This window comes from Pseudomonas sp. ML2-2023-6, from assembly GCF_037055265.1.
Classification (GTDB): domain Bacteria; phylum Pseudomonadota; class Gammaproteobacteria; order Pseudomonadales; family Pseudomonadaceae; genus Aquipseudomonas; species Aquipseudomonas kulmbachensis.
This window is the reverse complement of the sequence record NZ_CP146347.1, coordinates 5,289,910-5,308,298: the sequence shown is the minus strand read 5'-3', so window position 1 is coordinate 5,308,298 and position 18,389 is coordinate 5,289,910. Positions and strand designations below refer to the sequence as shown.

Genomic DNA, 18,389 nt, shown 5'->3' with positions numbered 1-18,389 from the left:
TGTCACTGACCTGCGCTTTTTTAAACTCGTGTTCAGCTAATAGAAAACAACATTGTGTAAGTCTATTTCTTGCAGCAGGGACGCTAAGCGACCCGTTGTCATATTCGGGCTATAGGGTGGCGGCCAGTGTCGTTCACTGACTGCCATAGGAGCGTGTGTACTGTGACGTTGAGTCTTGGTTTGAACGCAATCAATCGCGTAATGCTGCGCTGTGGGCTGGCCCGCTATAAAAATACATTGGTGGTGATCTTTGCCGCCGTGCTGGCCGTAGCACTGACATTGGCGATATTGGCTCCCGCGTCCCCGGCCAATCTGGGGCAGCCGAGCCATGCCGATCAGGTGTTGCAACTGACTAACAGTTGGGCCAAGGGCGATGTGATTGTGCTGGTGCGGCATGCCGAACGCTGTGATCGCTCGACTACGCAGTGCCTTGGCCCCGCAGACGGGGTGACGGTGCGCGGTGCGCAGGCGGTCCAGGTATTGGGTGCAGACTATAAGCAGCTGGGGCTCAATAACGCCGATATCTATAGCAGCCTGCTGACCCGGGCCCGGCAAACGGCCAACGCCATGTTTGATCGACCGGTAGAGGCACAGGACTGGTTGTTCAACTGCCGTGGCACGATGTTGCGTGATGCGCTCAAGCACAAAGTGCCGGGTCACAATCTGATACTCGTGAGCCACAGCGAGTGCATGGACCAAATGCTGGTGGACATGCACCTGTCAACGGACACTACCTTTGGCTACGGCGCTTCATTGTTTATCAACACCAATGGTGTGAACGCAGCGCCGCAGATGCTCGGTTATATCGAGACCAAGGACTGGGCGAGCATTGTACCGGTGGTGACTACACACCACGGGATTGAATCCTCACAATTCTGAAACACTCTGCGGTGAAGGCCCGTGTGACCCCGTCTGTGGGAGCGAGCCTGCCCGCGAAGGTGTCCTCGCTTCGCGAGCAGGCTCGCTCCTGCTGAGTCACTGCATACCCATCAAATACGCTTTAGCAGGCGGTCCCAGTTTTGCTCATCGGGCAACGGCAGGTCGCTGAGTTCGCGGGCCACCACATTTTCGATATCGCTGGCGCTGAGCACTTTTTCATCCAGCCACGGCCAGGTCGCATCCGCGTCACGGAAGTTGAGCTGGCTGTTCAATTGCTCGATGGCAAGGGCGAGCAAATGCAGCAGCACCCATTGGCTGGTGATATAGGGCTTTTGCGGCGCAGGGATACGACTGAGCAGGGTTGTCACGTCGGTCAAATCCGCACTGGGCGATACGTTGCTGTGCAGGTTCCAGACAATCGAACCGTTGTTCGATACATCCTGATTGGCCAGTGCCGGGTCGGTGCTGACCTCCACGTGGAGCTTTACGCGCTGCTGTTCAAGTTGATCAATCAGGTAATTGGCCAGATCCGATTTGCGTAGAAACGCGGTAGCAGTGTTGAAGGCCAGATTAGCGTCGTAGTCGCTCAGGGTCTTGCTGGTGATGCTGATGGTCATGACAGGCTCCTTGGCTGGGAATCGCCCAAGGAGCGTAGCCAATGCACCACGATCGGCCACGCCATCTGCGTATCTGTTGCCTCGGATCAAGTTTATGGGGTGGGTGCTGCCAGGCTGACGAAGTAAAAGTGGTGACGCCCCACACTGACCTTGTCCAGTACGTTCAAGGAGATGCCCGGTATTTCGGGCTTCTCGACAAGGGCGATATTGTCAGGCGATGCACTGAGAAACGCTCGCAGCTCGTCCGTGGTCTTGAGCGTGTGCTGCAATTGCTGGGTGTAAAACACCACGGCACCCAGGCGCTCGTCGGGTCTGAGCAGCGCCACCTGTTTGCCACTGGCTTGCAGGTCCATGACATGGGCGGCGATGGGCTGGAATGACTCTTCCTTGTCGGCTCGCGGGGCCCAATGCGCTGCCAGCATATAGGCGGCCACCAGGCCAGCTAACAGCGCGATGGCTAGAGGACGGTGGTAATCGCTGAGGAACCTGGCTGTTGCCGACTCCGGGCTTTTTTTGCGCAGCCAGTCCAGAATCACCCGGGCGTATTCTGCGGCAATGACGGCGGCGGCTGGCGCCAGCGACATCATGTACACCGCGCGTTTGCTGGAGGCGAAGTTCAACAGTAGAAATTGCGCCACCAGCCACACACAGAAGAACAGCAGAAACGGGTTGTCGCGCAGCTGCTTGCGAAAGTGCCACAGGCCCAGATAGGTCAGCAGGTTCCACGGCAGGAAGGCTTCGGGCAGTTTTCTCAGGTAGTAGTAAAACGGTTCGTAATGCCCGGCTTCGACAAACGATCCGCTAAAGCGCCCAACGCTGTTGGTCCATAACAGTTCGCTTACCGCCTGCATCCCGCCGCGCTGATACAGCACACACAGCCAGATCAGTAGTGGGACCAGTCCGAGCAGAGTCAGCAGGGCGGGGCGCAGCCAATTGTGCAGGGCGAAGCGTTTTTCGATCAGGTTTTCGCACAGCAAATAGACAAAAATCACCACCCCCGGAAGGGCAAGTCCCAGTACGCCTTTGCTCAAGGTCGCAATGGCAATCCCAGCGGCAAACAACAGCCAACTGCCCCAGGCAAAACGAAGCTGGCGGCTGGCATAAAAAAACGCCAGCAACGCCATGGTTACCCCCAAGGTCAGCAGAGAGTCTTCGCCCACTTGGCGGGCGTTACCCCAAAAAATCCCCATGGTTGCCAGCATCGCCGCTGCAGTCCAGGCCAGAGCGGTTGGACGCCCGAGTTTGCGTAACATGGCGTACAGCAACAGCACGCTAAATAAGCCGGCGAAGGCAGAGGCCAGGCGCACCGCGAACAACTCGCCGCCGAACAGGCGAATGGCGCCTGCATCCAGCCACAGGCTCAGGGGTGGTTTTTCGAGGAAGGGGTCATTGAGCAAATTGGGCGTTACCCAATCGTCGCTCAAGTGCATTTGCATGGCGATGCCCGCCACCCGAGATTCGGTAGAGCCTTGTAGTTGATGATTGCCCAGTGCAAAAAACAGCAGGACACAACCGAGCAGCAATAACAGCAAAGCAGGACGAGTCAGACGCATTGGGCTACCAGGCAGAAATCGAATGGAATACTGCGCTGGAGTATAGGAGGGCAATTCTTAACAAATTGTGAAACCTGTCTGCCCAATTTGCCGCTGAGGAGCGAAGCGATCGTTAAAGTCTTTTACGACTGTTTTGCACTCGATCGCAGCCTTTGTTCCTCGTCAGTGGAGAGAGATACTTCAAGCGTGGGAGCGAGCCTGCTCGCGAAGAACATTCGCGAGCAGGCTCGCTCCCACTGGGGGCTTGATCTGGAACAGAGTATTTACAGAGGGTTGTCGGTCAGAACGTGGCTTTAACCTGCAATCCCGCGACCAGCGCATTGCTGCGGCTGGCGCCGTAGAAGGCCCCCGGCTCGATGATGTATTGCAGGTCCGGGCGCAACAGCAACCACGGCGTGACTTGCGCGCCATAGTTGAGTTCGAGCAACTGCTCGCCGCTGTCCAGGTTAGCGATCATGTCCGCTTGTTCCGGGCTGCTGGCCGCCGCTTCTTGAACATCCCGTGAGCGTGAGTTGAACACGGCGCGGCCATAGGCGAAGGCGATGCTGTCTTTGGGGCGGCTGGCAAACGGCTTTTGCTTGACCAGACCCACCGAGTACCAATGGCTCATCGGCGAGGTTGCAGCATTGCTGCTGGCCGCCTGGCCAAAGGCGCGCAACACGCTTTCGGGGTCTTGCTCGTCACGCCAGATGGCCTGGTCGACCAACACATAGGCGCCGGTGCGATTGTTGGCCTTTTGTGTGCTGCCAATTTTGCGGGTGTTGGACGTGTCGTAGTACCAGCCCACTTTGTATTGGCCATTGAGCCAGGCGTTGTTGGTGAAGATCGCTTCCAGCGGCATGATCGCCCCCGTGGTGCCTTTGGTGGTCATGCTGAAGGCTTCGGAGGAACGGCTGTTGTACTCGGGGTTGACCTGGAACACGGCGGTTTGCAGGGTCAGTGCCGGGCTCACGGTGTAGCGCAACTCACCGCCCCAGTGGCCGGTGGGGTAGTTGGTCCAGCCACTGCCATTGGACTGGGTCAGCGGGTGGGCGCAAAAACCGGCGTTGACGAAGCTGGTCAGCAGCGGCATGCCACCAAAGTCATTGCCCATCGGCAAGAAGCCCAGCTTGGTGGTCAGGTCTTCGGAAAACAGGGTGCGCTGGTAGCTGAACTCGGACAGACGGGTGAAGTTACCGCCGGCGTTTTCCTGGATCGGCAAGCGGTTGCCTACCAGATCTTCGGAAGCACTGTGGCCGCGACGATCATTGACGGTGATTTGCACCAGGCCAGCATCGGCGGTGCCGAGTATTTTGCTCAGGTCGAACTGGGCACCGATGCGTACTTGTTGCGAGTAACGAGTGCCGTGCTTGATCCCGCCCTGCAGGTTGGAAAAGGTTTCGGAGTTGTAATCGCCGGTCAGCTTGACGCCTTTGTCGATCAGCTTTTGGCGCTCACCGCCCCAGTCGCCGGTCAGGGTCGAACGGTTCATCAGGTTGTCGGTGGTATCGGCCAGTACGCAGGCAGGCGCCAGGGCCAGCAATGACAAGCCGCCGCACAGGCTGGTGTTCAGCAGGGCGCGGGAAGAGAAAAACATCTACGGGTGCTCCTTTATATGAAGTGTCGGCGACAGGGCGCGACACGATGCCGCACATTATGAACTAGTTAGTTAATAATTTTCATATTTGGTTACACGGCATCCCCGTAATGACTAAGGGCGTCGGTAGCCCCCATCCGCTAGACTCCCGCGTTTATCCGTACCAAGGGATGTTCATGATCTGGTTTCTTGAAGGGCAATCCAGCCAACGCGACGTGATTGCAGGTGCCCGAGCGGCGCTGCCGGATGCGGTACGGGTTTATGCTTCACACCGACAAAGTCGCCCTGAAATTACCGGGTTGGCCGATGTCGCCTGGCGCGAGCCGCAGGACAATCAAGAACGCATCGACTGGGTCATCGAGCAGGCGCGGGCCCATAAGATCAAGGTGGTGCTGGCCGGGCGCGTGGGTCAGGTTTATGAAGCGCACCGTGGCGAGTTCGAATCTGTGGGGCTGCAACTGATCACAGGTGCTCTGGACCTGGACACCTTTGAACGGGTTGATGACAAGTCGGCGTTTACTCGTGAGGCATTGGCGGCGGGACTGGCGTGTATTCCGGCGATTACCGTGAGCACCCAGGCCGAGCTGCAAGAGGCCTACGCCCAACTGGCCCGCGACGGTCAGGTCTGCGTAAAGCCAACGCGCGGCATTTACGGCCAAGGCTTTTGGCGTTTGGCCGATGATGTCGACCCGTTTCGCAGTTTTGCCAACGCTGACGCCCATGAAGTCAACGCGACCGTGTTTGCCCAGGCCTATGGCCTGTCCGAGACGCCCAAGCCGTTGCTGGTCATGCCTTATATGCCCGGTAGCGAATGCTCGGTAGACATGGTGTGCGAGGCCGGTGAAGCCGTGGCTTATGTCGGGCGACGCAAGCAAGGCCTGATGCAGACATTCGAGCGCGACGGCCCAGCGGTTGAGCTGGCGATCAAGGCCGCACGGCACTTCAAGTGCGACGGTATCGTCAACGTGCAAACCCGTGACGACGCGGCGGGCCAGCCACATTTGCTGGAGATCAATCTGCGTTACTCCGGTGGCATCGGCTACACCCGTGAAGCCGGGGTCAACCTGCCCGGTATTTTTGCCGCTCGCCGCCTCGGCATGCCCGTGCCTGCCAGCGTCTGGCGCGATGATATTCAGGTAAAGGCGATCACGGTCGTGGTTCCGGTACGCGGGGACTCGCTACCAGGTTGAGTTGACGTTTCCGGTAACTATTTATCGCTTGTCTAAAGTTATCGACTCGCTGATCGTCCCCCACTTTTTAAGTATTTTCAGGTAGTAAATGTTGATGAATAGCGCTAACCCCACGACTGAACCCAAGGTTTTGCATGCAAACCTCAAGCGCGGTCGTCTGGAGGTAGAGGTCAATGCATCGACCTTTGATCCACAGGCACTTTTCGATTTTGCCGAGCGGCGCAATCCAAAGCGGGCCTTTTTGTTTGTCTCCCGGGTACTGGGTCGCCATATCCCGGCCCGTCCATCGTTGATGGCTGAAAGCTTCAATGCCCTGGCCGCCAAGATTCCTGCCGACTTGCCCGGCCCGGTGTTGGTGATCGGCATGGCTGAAACGGCCGTCGGTCTGGGTGCTGGCGTACACCGCGCCTTGAGCCAGACCCGCAATGACAGCGTGTATCTGTGCAGCAGCCGTCACCCCACGGGCAGCGAACTGTTTGCCCGTTTTGAAGAAGAACACAGCCACGCCAGTTCGCACCTGCTGCATCTGCCACAAGATGCGCAAACCCGCGAAATGATGCTCAACGCCCGCTCGCTGGTGCTGGTGGACGACGAAGCGTCGACCGGCAATACCTTTATCAACCTGTCACGGGCGCTGGCCGAGGCGGGGCTCGATTCGATTGAACGCATCGTTACCGCGACCCTGACCGACTGGTCCCAGGATGCGGTGCGCAAGGCGATGGGTGACCACGTCACTAGCGTCTCTTTGCTCGACGGTCGTTACACGTTCGCCGAAGATCCAACCGCAGAGCTGCCGGATATGCCTGAAGTAGGCAGTGTGGCCCAAGGCGACTGGGCGCTCGATTCGAGTCGTGACTGGGGGCGCATGGGCGTTCGCCAACACCTCGACACGCTGGCGCCTGATTTACAGGTCACACCCGGTGAGCGGGTATTGGTGATTGGCACCAGTGAATTTGTCTGGCGCCCCTTTCTGCTGGCCGAGCGCCTGGAGCGGGCGGGTGCCGATGTGCGCTTCAGCTCCACCAGCCGCTCGCCGATTGCCTTGGGGCATGCCATCGACCACGCGTTGTCGTTCTCTGACAACTACGGCCTGGGTATTCCCAACTTTCTTTATAACGTCGCCCCCGGCCAGTTTGACCGGGTGCTGATTTGCAGCGAAACCCCGGCAGCCGCCGTCGACCCGGCGCTGATCAGCGCACTGAATGCGCAGGTAATCGTTGATGAGCAGTAATCGCCCTCTGGTGTTCGTCGATCTGGATGACACCCTGTTTCAAACCGCCCGCAAAATGGGCGATGAGCCACGCTTTGCCGCCACGCTGGATGTGGATGGTCAGCCCAACGGCTTTATGAGCGCGACCCAGAAGAGTTTTGTTGAGTGGCTGCTGGCCACCAGCGACGTAGTCCCGGTGACTGCGCGCAGCATCGAAGCCTATCAGCGGGTGCAATTGCCCTTTGTCCATGGCGCGGTCTGTGCCCACGGTGGGGTGATCCTCAACCCGGACGGCTCGCTGGATGCCCAATGGCATGCCCGCATGTGCGACGAGTTGGCGCTTGAGCAAACCCGGCTGCATCAGTTGAGCGAGCAAACCCTGGCCATTGGCACGGAGCTTGGCTTCTCGTTGCGCGGCTGGGTGGTAGAAGAACAGGGCTTGGCCAATTACGTGGTCACCAAGCACAACAATGAAACCGACCAGGCGTTGCTCACCGTGTTGGCTGAGGTCAAGGCGCGGGGCTTGCTGGACGGGCTGTACGTGCACGGCAATGGCAACAATCTGGCGTTCCTGCCTCAGGCCTTGCAGAAGCGCGAAGCAGTGCGCGAGTGGATCCGCCGTGATCAGGCGATCAACGGCAAGCGCCCGCTGCTGGGCTTTGGCGACAGCGTGTCGGACCTGGGCTTTATGGCCGAGTGCGACTGGTGGGGCACGCCCAAGCGCGGTCAGTTGGCCAGCCATGTGTTGGCGAGTGTCGACCATGAGTAACGCTTTTGCAGGACTGCATACCGTCGGCAGTGGCAGTTATGACGCCGATGACGTGCACTTTTTGCTGCGCGCCATGCAGATTGAAGTCACCGACGTGCAGGAAAAAGAGCGCCTGATCCAGACCCAGCAGCGCCATTACTCCGAGATGATCAGCCAGGAGCATGCACCGTCCGACACCCATAAAAGCCTCTATCAGCTTGCGTTGGCACAGAACGGCGCCCGCATGGCAGCGGATGTGCAAGCGCTGGCACAGGCCTTGAACGAACGCTACAGCGGCCCGTCGATTGCGCTGGTGTCGTTTGTACGGGCAGGCTTGCCGTTGGGCGTGTTGCTGCGTCGGGCACTGGTTGATCTGGGGCGCGAGGCTGCGCATTACGGGATCAGTATTATTCGCGACCGTGGAATCGACAACGTCGCACTCGAAGCTATCATCAAGGCCCACGGTGCCGAGAACATCGTGTTTGTCGATGGCTGGACCGGCAAGGGTGCAATCAGCGGGCAGATTCGCGACAGCCTGGCGGGAGACTCGCGTTTCCCGGCAGATCCGCGACTGGTGGTGTTGGCCGACCCCTGTGGGCGCGCCTGGCTGGCGGCTTCGGCTGAAGACTGGCTGATCCCGTCGGGCATCCTGGGGGCTACGGTTTCAGGGCTGGTTTCTCGCTCTATCTGGCCACAAGACCCTGGGCTGCATGGCTGTGTGGTGTACGACCATTTGGCGGAACACGATGTGACCATGAGTTTTATCCACAGCATCGAGACCGAGCGTGCGCAGCTAGCACCGCTGGTCGCTGCACAGCCGTGGATAACGGAGCAGGCCGAAGTTTTGCAACACTCGGCGGTGGCGGCGGTCGAACGTATCTCGACCCGGTTTGCGGTGACCAACCCCAACCGGGTCAAACCGGGTATTGCCGAGGCCACCCGCGCCGTTATGCGCCGGGTGCCGGACCACGTACTGGTCCGCAACCTTGACGATCAGGACGTGCAACTGCTGCTGCACTTGACGCGCCAGGCCAACATCGAGGTCCAGGAAGTCGGTGATGAGTTGGGGCCGTATCGTGCAGTGACCGTAATCAGGAGTGTTCGCTGATGATCAAACATTCAGCCTATGCCTTGGGCGCCACACTTTATATGCCGGCCACCCGTCCCGACATTCTTGACGTGGTGCTGGGGGACAAAATTCAGGGTTTGCGCTCACTGGTGGTGTGCCTGGAAGACGCCGTGGCCGAAACCGACGTGCAGCAGGGGCTGAACAACCTCAAGAGCCTGCTGCTGGGGATTGAGGCACGTGGTGGTCGACCGTCTACCGGGCCGATCCTGTTTGTGCGGCCCCGGGATGCCGCCATGGCGGCGGTGCTCAACGAGTGGTCGCTGATGCGCCATGTTGACGGCTTTGTAGTACCCAAACTCAGCCTGGGTAATATTCGCGAGTGGCAGCATGCGGTTACCCGCGACGACTTGATGCTGATGCCTACCCTGGAAACCCCTGAAGTCTTTGTGCCCAATGCCATGGTTGAGCTGCGCAGCGCCATGCTGGAGCAATTGCCGGGGCGCATTATTGCCCTGCGCATAGGCGGCAATGACTTGATGGGCTGCCTGGGCTTGCGTCGCCCACAGACCATGACCCTGTACAGCACACCCATGAGCTATGTGATTCCCATGTTATGCGGGATTATGGGCTCGGCAGGCTTTGCCCTGACCGCACCGGTGTTTGAACAACTGAACGCACCGCACTTGCTGGAGCAAGAGCTGGCGCTGGATATGGCCCACGGGCTTGTGGGTAAAACCGCTATTCATCCGTCGCAAATTGCAGTTATCCACAGGGCGTTGCAAGTCAGCCTTGAAGATCTCAACAGCGCACGCCACATACTGAGTGAGGCGGCGCCTGCGGTGTTCAAGTTCAATGACGCCATGTGTGAACCCGCGACCCATTACAAATGGGCGCAAACAATTATTGAACGAGCACATTGGCAAGGGGTTCGTCCCGAAGTTGCCAGCTCGTCAGACACTTTTGGAGGCAGCCTGCGATTGGCTGAATTAGTGGGTTGAACGACGTTTTGAAGACACCGATCAATGGCAAGCAAGTTCTGTCGGCTTTCGACTTTGATGGCACGCTGACCTATCACGATACTTTTGTGCCTTTTTTGCGCTTTGCCTTTGGTAATCGGCTGTTCGCGATGCGTTTGCTGCGGATGATCCCGGCCACCGCTTGCTATCTGCTGGGTAGGATTTCGCGCAATGATTTGAAAGAAAAACTGATCGCCGTCTACCTGACCGGTGCCAAAGAGGCGTGGGTAAAAGAACGCGCCGAAGCATTTTGTGACGTTTCCTGGCAGCGTCTAATGCGTCCTTTAGGATTAACATCCGTCGCCAACCAAGTTGAGCAGGGCGCCAACGTCACTATTTGCTCGGCGTCCCCGGAGCTGGTGCTTACACCGTTCGCCCAAAAACTCGGTATCGGCCTGATCGGTACCCGGCTGGCTTCAGTCGATGGCGTACTGACGGGGCAGATCGACGGTATCAACTGTCGTTGTGAGCAAAAAGTCATTCGGTTAGAGGCGCAATACGGGCCTTTGGACCAATACATCTTACGCGCCTGGGGTGACACCGTAGGCGATGAACAAATGCTCGGGGCCGCTCAGGAGCCACATTGGCGCGAATTTCACGCGCTGTGGCGCCGCAAGCGGCCACTTGACGTGTGTTTACGTGAAGGGCTGTAAGCCAGGCGTAAGCAAAGCGTGTCAATAATCAGCAATTACCTATCGTGCTTCAGCGCAGACAAGGAGACGCTTCATGGCCATTTCGCTGTCCAAGAATCAAACCATTTCTCTCGAGAAAGAAGCCGGAACCGGTCTTAAAAAAATCCGTATGGGCCTGGGCTGGGACCCGGTCAAGCCGAGCGGTTTTTTTGCCAAACTGCTGAGCAGTGACACCGCTATCGATCTGGATGCTTCGTGCATCCTGCTCGACAGTGCCAAACAACCGACAGACCTGGTGTGGTTCCGCCAGCTCAAGTCCAATGACGGCTCCATCGTTCACTCCGGCGACAACCGCACGGGTGAGGGCGATGGCGACGACGAATCGATCCAGGTCAATCTGGAGCAACTGCCAGCCGGGGTTAAACACCTGGTGTTTACCGTGAACTCGTTCACCGGGCAAAATTTTGAAGCGGTCGAAAACGCCTACTGCCGCATCGTTGACGAGCTGACCGGCAAAGAGCTGGCGCGCTTCAACTTGTCGGACAAGGGGCGTCACACCGGGGTGGTCATGGCGTACATCAGCCGCACCTCGGCGGGCTGGGACCTGACCGCTATCGGAACCGTGGCCAATGGCCGTACCGCACAAGACCTGGCCAGTGATGCGGCCAAGGCGGTGCGCGCATGACGACTTTGACGCCTGGCGCCAATACGGGCGTTGCCTCTGGCACCCTGAGCGTGACCATCAGCTACACCCCGGTGGCGGGCGCTGATCTGGACGTGTCGGCCTTCCTGCTCAATGAGTCGGGCAAGGTGCGTGGCGACAACGACATGTGCTTCTTCGGCCAGCAGAGCGTCAACAATGGCGCGGTCAAGCTGGTCGAGTCGGCTGCCGGGCGCAGTGTGTTCAGCGTCAACCTGGAGGCCATTGACCCGGCCATCGAAAAAGTCGCACTGACCGCGACCATTTACGAGAACAAGGCCCGTTTCGATGCCTTCCCACAGCTGAATGTAGCGGTGAGTGGCGGTATTGAAGCGCCGATTCCTACCCAGGGTATGCAAGAAACTGCGTTGATCCTCGGCGAATTCTATCGCCGTCAGGGCGCATGGAAATTCCGCTGCGTCGCCCAGGGCTTTGCCGGTGGCCTTGCGCCATTGGCTCAGCATTTTGGCGTTGATATTGCCGCGCCCGCTCCGGCTGCCGCTCCGACGCCAGTGCCGTCTCCAGCACCTGCTGCACCTGCTGCGCCTGCGCCTGCTCCGGCGTCGAAGATCAACCTGTCCAAGATCACCCTGGACAAGCAGCGCCCGTCCATCAGCCTTGAGAAAAAGGACGGTGACTTTGGCGAGATCAAGATCAACCTGAACTGGAACCGCACCAACCCGAACGACAGCGCGGGCAGTGGCGGTGGCGGTTTTTTCGCGACCCTGCGTAACAAGGCGACCGGCAAGTCGGGCGGTATCGATCTGGACGTGGGTTGCCTGTACGAAATGGAAAACGGCCGCAAGGGCGCGGTTCAGGCCCTGGGCAATGCCTTTGGCGACTTCCGTGACGAGCCGTTTATCCAGTTGATGGGCGACGACCGTACCGGCTCGGTGAGCGACGGCGAGTGGCTGCGTATCAACGGCAAGGAGTGGCGCAAGATGCGTCGCGTGCTGGTGTATGCGTTCATCTACGAAGGCGCACCGAACTGGCAGGCGACTGACGGCGTTATCACCTTGTATATCCCGGGTGAACCGCCGATTGAAGTGCGTCTGAGCGAGGAGGGTGGCACCAAAGGCATGTGCGCCATCGCATTGCTTGAAAACATCGGAGGCAGTGTGAAGGTCAACCGCAGGGTTGAATTTTTCAAGGGCCATTCCGATATGGATAAAGCGTTCGGTTGGGGTATGCGCTGGGCTGCTGGCTCCAAATGAGCGCTATGTAATTGGCCACCTGCTGACGCAGGCGCCGCTCCAATAATTTCTGACAAGGTGACTCCAATGCTCGAATGGCTCAAAACCAACGCCACTGCCGCCCGTGACAAGCTCTCGACGGAAGTCAGCAAGTTCAAAAACCGTGAGTTCATGGAAGCCGTAGTTTCCGGGTGCGCACTGGTGGCCGCTGCCGATGGCAATATCAGCAGCGACGAAAAACAGAAGATGGTCGGGTTTATTCAGAACTCGAATGAGCTGAAGGCCTTTGACGTTAAAGACGTGATCAAGGCATTCAACGCCGTCTGCGAAAAATTTGAGTTTGACCAGCAAATCGGCCGCGCTGAAGCGCTTAAGTCGATTGGTCAGCTGCGTAAAAAAGAAGATGCCGCCCGTCTGCTGGTGCGTGTTTGCTGCGCAATCGGTAGCGCCGACGGCAACTTTGATGAAAGTGAGCGGGCTGCTTGCCGCACCATCTGCAATGAGCTGGGGCTGAACCCTGGCGATTTTGATCTCTGAGGACATCATGGAAAACACGGCAATTGGCTTTCCGCCAACTACCATCGCTGTATTTGTGGCTCTGGCGGTCATTGCTCTGGCAATCGACCTGTTTACCCACAAAAGCGATAAACCGGTCACGCTGACCAACGCCGCCGTCTGGTCGGTATTCTGGGTGCTGATCTCCCTCGCATTTGCGGGCTACCTGTATTACGCCCACGGCCCAAGCGTGGCCAGCCTGTTCGTAACCGGTTACGCGCTGGAAAAAGTTCTCAGCGTCGACAACCTGTTCGTGTTCATGGCGATCTTTGCCTGGTTCAAGATCCCGGACGCGCTGCGTCACCGTGTTCTGTACTGGGGCATCATCGGCGCCATCGTGTTCCGTCTGATCTTCGTGGCGATCGGTACTGGTCTGCTGGCGTTCGGCCCTTGGGTCGAAGTGCTGTTTGCGGTGGTCGTGGCCTGGACGGCGATCATGATGCTGCGCAGCAAGGAAGAGGACGAAGAGGAGGATTACTCCACGCATATGGCCTACCGTTTTGCGAAAAAACTGTTCCCGGTTTGGCCGAAGCTGCACGGACATAATTTCTTTGTTTCACGTACAGAGCTTGAAAAAGAGATCACGAAGCCGCAGAACAAGGGAATGACCCTTGTAGGTAAGGGCGCTCTTTTTGCAACACCACTGTTTTTGTGTGTGGTGGTGGTTGAGGTTTCAGACATTCTGTTTGCCTTCGACTCCGTGCCGGCAGTGATTGCCGTGAGCCGTGAACCCTTGATCGTGTACTCGGCCATGATGTTTGCAATTCTGGGCCTGCGTACCATGTACTTCGTTCTCGAAGCGCTGAAACGCTACCTGGTACACCTGGAGAAATCGGTTATCGCACTGCTGTTCTTTATCGCCGGCAAGCTGGCCCTGAACGCAACCGATCACCTGTTTGGCCACGGTATCAGCATTGATCCAAACACCAGTTTGATCGTGGTGTTGGTGGTATTGGCCATTGGTATTGTGGCCAGCATCATCTTTCCCGGTAAGGAAGAAGAGCAGTCCGACGTTAAAAACGACACGAACGCTTGATCGCACATTACTAAGGAGAACTACACATGGCACTTTCCCTTTCCAAAGGCGGCAACCTGTCTCTGTCCAAAGAAGCTCCGGGGATGACTAAAGTCCTCGTGGGTCTGGGCTGGGATGCACGCTCCACCGATGGTCAAGACTTCGACCTGGATGCGAGCGCTTTCTTGCTCAAGGCTGACGGTAAAGTACGCGCTGACTCCGATTTCATTTTTTACAACCAGCTCAAAAGCACCGATGGTTCGGTTGAGCACACGGGCGACAACCGTACCGGTGAAGGCGACGGCGATGACGAGGCGATCAAGGTCGACCTGTCCAAGGTGCCAGCCGACATCGACCGGATCGCATTTACCGTGACCATTCACGAAGCTGACGCACGCCGTCAAAACTTCGGCCAGGTACGCAATGCTTTCATCCGCATTGTGAACCAGGACAACAACAATGAAGTGGCGCGTTATGACCTGGCTGAAGACGCCAGCACCGAAACCGCGATGATCTTTGCCGAGCTGTATCGCAATGGCGCCGAGTGGAAGTTCCGCGCTGTCGGTCAAGGGTTTGTCGGTGGTCTCAAGCCATTGGCTGAAAGCTACGGTCTGAAATTTTAATCCGCAACCCATCAACTTTTCATATAAGGGTTCACGCACATGGCAGTAAGTCTGAGTAAAGGCGGCAACGTTTCCCTGACCAAAGAAGCTCCGGGCCTGACCGAAGTTATCGTAGGTCTGGGTTGGGACCCACGAGTGACTGACGGTCAGGAATTCGACCTCGACGCTTCGGTGTTTATTGTTGGCGAGAGCGGCAAAGTGCTGAATGACGGCAGCTTTGTGTTCTACAACAACAAGACTTCGCCGGACGGCAACGTTGTGCACCAGGGCGACAACCGCTCGGGCGCAGGCGATGGTGACGACGAGCAAGTGAACGTCAACCTGGCGGGCCTGTCGCAAGAAGCCAAAAAACTGGCTTTCGCGGTGACCATTCACGACGCTGATAGCCGCAAGCAAAACTTCGGTCAGGTTTCGAACGCTTACATCCGCGTTCTGAACAAGGCAGACGGCAAAGAGCTGGCACGTTTTGACCTGAGCGAAGACGCTTCGACCGAAACCGCGATGGTCTTCGGCGAGCTGTATCGTAATGGCGAAGAGTGGAAGTTCAAGGCTATCGGCCAAGGCTTTGCAGGTGGCCTGGCGCCATTGGCATCGAACTTTGGCGTTAACCTGGGCTAACCCCCGGCGTTAAGCAAAAGGCCCTCCCCGGTTTCGGGGAGGGCCTTTTTTTTGTGTGTGAAACGCAACCCCTGTAGCAGCTGCCGAGGAACGAAGGCTGCGTTCGGCGGCGAAGCCGTCGTGAAATCAGATGCTGCGGTGTGCCAGTTAAAACCGGCTCTCAAGGTTTACGACGGCTTCGCCGCCGAGCGGCTACGTTATCAAAAACTCATTTGCCATTGCCCCATCAGCCCGTGATTGCGGCTGTTGCTGCCGATATCGCCGGTATACCCCACGCCCAGTGTTTGACGGGCCGATACGCCAATATCCAGCCCTGCCTCCAATACCAGGCTGTTGCGGTCCAGCGCGCTGCCTTCGACATTGAAGGCAGAACCACCGAGCACAAAGGCCTGGCTGGTTGTGCTGCTGACATCGCCATAGGTGTGCTTCCAGCCTGCGCTCAGGCGTGGAGTGACGCTCATGCCGTTTTCCAGTTGGCTCAGATGCGCCAGACGCACCCCCAGGGTGCTGTTGAAGTTGTCCTGTGTTTGCTGATCGACCTGCAACGCGGCAGCACCGCCTTTTTCGGTGTAGCGATCACGCTGGTAACGCTGATAACCAAGATTGGCAAACGGTTCGGCACTCAGGCGCCCGCTGCCCAAGGCGTAGCCCAGTTCGGCAAAGGCTTGCTGGCTGCTGGCCTGGTAATCGCCCTTGGGCTGATCGCTGAAGCCGTTAAACACAACGCTGCGTTTGCTGTCACCGTTATGGCCGCTATAGGCCGCGCCCAGACGCAGGGCCAACGCGCCGCTCTGGCGGATCGCATAGGCACCCGCATGCCAGCTGTTGACGGTGCCATCCATGCCGGTGCTGTTCACGTCGGTTTTTGAGTAGCCGCCGAGCACGCCCATGCGCCAGTCGGGTGTCAGCGCCCAGTCGGCACCGAGCAGTCCGCCTTTGGTGCGTTGGGTCAGATCGCTGTTGCCATGTGTCCCGTCCAGGCGGCCATAGCTGCCCAGGCCCTGAAGCCAGAGACGACCCTGGGCATTCGGGTCATTGAGGTTGCGCACACCCGCAGGTACGCCAGTGGCGGCCAGGGCCGGGGTGTCGCTGGCAGCACTGGCAACCTGCAATCCACCGGCTGCGCCCAAGGACTGCATGGCCGTCAACATGCTGCTGCCCACTTGTGAGGTGGCGCCCAACGTTGCGCTGCTCAGGCTTGCAGTGCTGCTACCCGCCAGTTGTTCGATGGCCGCTCCCGCCGTTTGCGTGCTGGTGTTGAGCAAGGCGTTATACAGCGCATTCCCGGCCTTGAGCTGGCTGAGGCCGATGGCGGCACTCCTGCCGTTGGCGCTGCTGGCGTAATTGGCAAAAGCCACGTCATTACGCGCATAGGTCAGCTCGACGCTGGTGGGGCTGTAGCTGAGGGTCGGGGTGAGGAAGGCGTAGTCGCTGGTGACCTTGGCGAAGGTGCCGTCGACGCCCCCTGCGTTGAGCACCGTGTACTGGCTGAGCCACGGGTAGTTGCCGCTACCGGCATTGATCGCCAGCGTTGCGCCGTTGAGCCAGGCAGTGCCACCGACCTTTACCGGCGCACTGCTGCCATCGGCATTGACTCCATAAGCCAGGGTCGCGTCGCTGGTCAGGGTCAGGTCATGGATGATACTTGGACCTCCCAACTGTGGGTTAGCTTGCAACGTGCCGTTGACCAGCAGGTTGGCAACACTGCCGCCACCGGCATACACGCCACCTTCGTCGACGATCAGGGCACCGCTGATGGTGCCCTGATTGATCAGGCGGGCGCCGCTGAAAATCACGCCGCCGTCACTGAAATCGTTCTGGCTGGTAAGTGTCCAGCTACCGGACCTCACGTCCAGCCATTCAAAGTTCTGGCTATTGCCGAAACTGCCACCGGCCGGGTCATCGAGCGTGACCTGATCAAAACCGCTGCCGCCATCGACCAAACCGTCGAAGCGGCTGGCGCTACCCAGCGTCAGCTGGTCATTGCCGCCGCCCAGATCCAGCGCCTGGCCATTGCTGCCACTGATCAGGCCATTGTTGATCACCACATCATCGAACTCGCCCACAAACTTCACGCCAAAACCGTCCAGCCCCTTGATCGTGCCGTGGTTGATCAAGGTGGTGGCGGCGAGCCCTGAGCCATCGCTGCCATCATCCACCAGCACTGCATTGTTGGCGCCGCTGACCAACGCGCCTTGAGCGTTGTAGATATAACCACCGCCCAGCGCGATACCTTCGCTGCCGTTGGCAAAGCCGTTTTTATCGACACCGCCCGCGCCGGTGCCCTGAATCACGCCGTAGTTTTCGATGTGGGCGATAAGGTCGATATCCACTCCGTCGCCATCACCGTTAGGCTTGAGCCCGGAGTAGGCACCGGTGATGGTGCCGTAGTTGATTACAGTGCCATCACCGTCCGAGCCGAAGCCCGAGCCGTTACGCCCGGTCACTTCGCCATGGTTGATCAGCGTTGCACCCAGATCGGTGGTGATCCCGTGGCGCCCGCCCGTAACGGTGCCGTAGTTGGTCACCGTCACGCCGGTGGCCGAGTCGATGTCGATGCCGTCGAACTTGTTGTCGTCGCTCAGTGCATCGCCCGATGAGATCTCGCCGTAGTTGACAATCGTGGCGTTGGAGCCGGTTTTCATGCCGTCGCTGAACTCGCCGCGAATCAACCCGCCTGCACGGTTGATCAGGGAGATGTTGACGTCATCGTTGCGCACCGCGTCGAGGTCGATGGCCTGGCCGCTGTCGGTTGAGCGAATGGTGCCGCTGTTGTCGATCAGCACACTGCCACTGCTGAAGTGGGTGTCGATGCGCAGGGCATCGTTGCTGCCCTGGATCGTCGCGCCGCTGCGGTTAAGAATGCTGTAGTTACGCTCGCCAGTTGCGCTGCCACTGCTGTCGATAGCGCGCCCACCCGTCGATATCAGGCTGCCCGCGTTGTCGATCACCACGCCTGTACCGCTGGTACTGCCCTTGAGCGTGACAGCCACTTTGGCAGTGGTCAGGCTCCCGGCTGGGGTCACGGTCAACGAGTCGCTGGCGCCCAGGTTGAGGGCGCTGGTGCTGGGAGCGCTCAAAATGGTGTCACTGGCGAGTGCCAACGGGGTAAACCCGCTTGAGCTTAAAAGCGCGATGGCAAGTGCGAGACGTTGGGGAGAGGGGGGCATGGGTAGCGACCTTATCGGGAATATC

17 protein-coding genes are annotated in these 18,389 nt (G+C 58.6%); 13 read left to right on the top strand and 4 right to left on the bottom strand.

Annotation, left to right across the window (positions count from 1 at the left end; translation table 11 throughout):
• Positions 1-201: 201 nt before the first annotated feature.
• On the top strand, positions 202-879 hold the full coding sequence (locus tag V6L79_RS24595) for a histidine phosphatase family protein (RefSeq protein ID WP_261742502.1): 678 nt from the start codon (positions 202-204) through the stop codon (positions 877-879).
• Positions 880-989: 110 nt separating this feature from the next.
• Here V6L79_RS24595 and V6L79_RS24590 read toward each other — a convergent pair whose 3' ends face one another.
• The 3 genes from V6L79_RS24590 to V6L79_RS24580 form a co-directional block, all read right to left on the bottom strand.
• Positions 990-1,496, bottom strand: a complete 507-nt coding sequence (locus V6L79_RS24590; RefSeq protein WP_261739825.1) for a hypothetical protein — start codon at positions 1,494-1,496, stop codon at positions 990-992.
• A gap of 92 nt (positions 1,497-1,588) precedes the next feature.
• Positions 1,589-3,049 carry a glycosyltransferase family 39 protein gene (locus tag V6L79_RS24585; RefSeq protein ID WP_338579635.1) on the bottom strand — a complete coding sequence of 487 codons (1,461 nt, stop codon included), beginning with the start codon at positions 3,047-3,049 and terminating at the stop codon, positions 1,589-1,591.
• Between the two features lie 280 nt (positions 3,050-3,329).
• A complete protein-coding gene (locus V6L79_RS24580) occupies positions 3,330-4,625 on the bottom strand; it encodes a carbohydrate porin (protein ID WP_261739823.1) in 1,296 nt (431 codons plus the stop codon).
• A gap of 176 nt (positions 4,626-4,801) precedes the next feature.
• Between V6L79_RS24580 and V6L79_RS24575 the strand changes: the two genes are divergently transcribed.
• The 12 genes from V6L79_RS24575 (at position 4,802) to V6L79_RS24520 (ending at position 15,194) form a co-directional block, all read left to right on the top strand.
• Entirely contained in the window at positions 4,802-5,815 is a 1,014-nt protein-coding gene (locus V6L79_RS24575) for an ATP-grasp domain-containing protein (protein WP_338579634.1), read from the top strand.
• A gap of 94 nt (positions 5,816-5,909) precedes the next feature.
• Entirely contained in the window at positions 5,910-7,046 is a 1,137-nt protein-coding gene (locus V6L79_RS24570) for a phosphoribosyltransferase domain-containing protein (protein ID WP_261739821.1), read from the top strand.
• Positions 7,036-7,794 (top strand): trehalose phosphatase, encoded by a 759-nt coding sequence (locus V6L79_RS24565; protein ID WP_261739820.1) that lies wholly within the window; start codon positions 7,036-7,038, stop codon positions 7,792-7,794. The genes V6L79_RS24570 and V6L79_RS24565 overlap by 11 nt, the downstream gene beginning before the upstream one ends.
• The gene (locus tag V6L79_RS24560) at positions 7,787-8,881 is read left to right on the top strand and encodes a cysteine protease StiP family protein (RefSeq protein ID WP_338579633.1); all 1,095 of its coding nucleotides are present in this window, start codon (positions 7,787-7,789) and stop codon (positions 8,879-8,881) included. The genes V6L79_RS24565 and V6L79_RS24560 overlap by 8 nt, the downstream gene beginning before the upstream one ends.
• Positions 8,881-9,840 carry an HpcH/HpaI aldolase/citrate lyase family protein gene (locus V6L79_RS24555; protein WP_338579632.1) on the top strand — a complete coding sequence of 320 codons (960 nt, stop codon included), beginning with the start codon at positions 8,881-8,883 and terminating at the stop codon, positions 9,838-9,840. Before V6L79_RS24560 ends, V6L79_RS24555 begins: the two co-directional genes overlap by 1 nt.
• Positions 9,837-10,511 (top strand): HAD-IB family hydrolase, encoded by a 675-nt coding sequence (locus V6L79_RS24550; RefSeq protein WP_261739817.1) that lies wholly within the window; start codon positions 9,837-9,839, stop codon positions 10,509-10,511. Before V6L79_RS24555 ends, V6L79_RS24550 begins: the two co-directional genes overlap by 4 nt.
• A 73-nt stretch (positions 10,512-10,584) precedes the next feature.
• Positions 10,585-11,175 carry a TerD family protein gene (locus tag V6L79_RS24545; RefSeq protein ID WP_261739816.1) on the top strand — a complete coding sequence of 197 codons (591 nt, stop codon included), beginning with the start codon at positions 10,585-10,587 and terminating at the stop codon, positions 11,173-11,175.
• Positions 11,172-12,404, top strand: a complete 1,233-nt coding sequence (locus V6L79_RS24540; protein WP_261739815.1) for a TerD family protein — start codon at positions 11,172-11,174, stop codon at positions 12,402-12,404. The genes V6L79_RS24545 and V6L79_RS24540 overlap by 4 nt, the downstream gene beginning before the upstream one ends.
• 66 nt (positions 12,405-12,470) lie before the next feature.
• A complete protein-coding gene (locus V6L79_RS24535; protein ID WP_261739814.1) occupies positions 12,471-12,920 on the top strand; it encodes a tellurite resistance TerB family protein in 450 nt (149 codons plus the stop codon).
• 7 nt (positions 12,921-12,927) lie between these two features.
• Entirely contained in the window at positions 12,928-13,974 is a 1,047-nt protein-coding gene (locus V6L79_RS24530) for a TerC/Alx family metal homeostasis membrane protein (RefSeq protein ID WP_261739813.1), read from the top strand.
• A 26-nt stretch (positions 13,975-14,000) separates the two neighbouring features.
• Complete coding sequence (locus tag V6L79_RS24525; RefSeq protein ID WP_261739812.1) at positions 14,001-14,576, top strand: TerD family protein; 576 nt, start codon at positions 14,001-14,003, stop codon at positions 14,574-14,576.
• A gap of 39 nt (positions 14,577-14,615) precedes the next feature.
• On the top strand, positions 14,616-15,194 hold the full coding sequence (locus V6L79_RS24520; RefSeq protein ID WP_338579631.1) for a TerD family protein: 579 nt from the start codon (positions 14,616-14,618) through the stop codon (positions 15,192-15,194).
• A 200-nt stretch (positions 15,195-15,394) separates the two neighbouring features.
• Here V6L79_RS24520 and V6L79_RS24515 read toward each other — a convergent pair whose 3' ends face one another.
• Entirely contained in the window at positions 15,395-18,364 is a 2,970-nt protein-coding gene (locus V6L79_RS24515; RefSeq protein ID WP_338579630.1) for an autotransporter domain-containing protein, read from the bottom strand.
• Between the last annotated feature and the right edge of the window lie 25 nt (positions 18,365-18,389).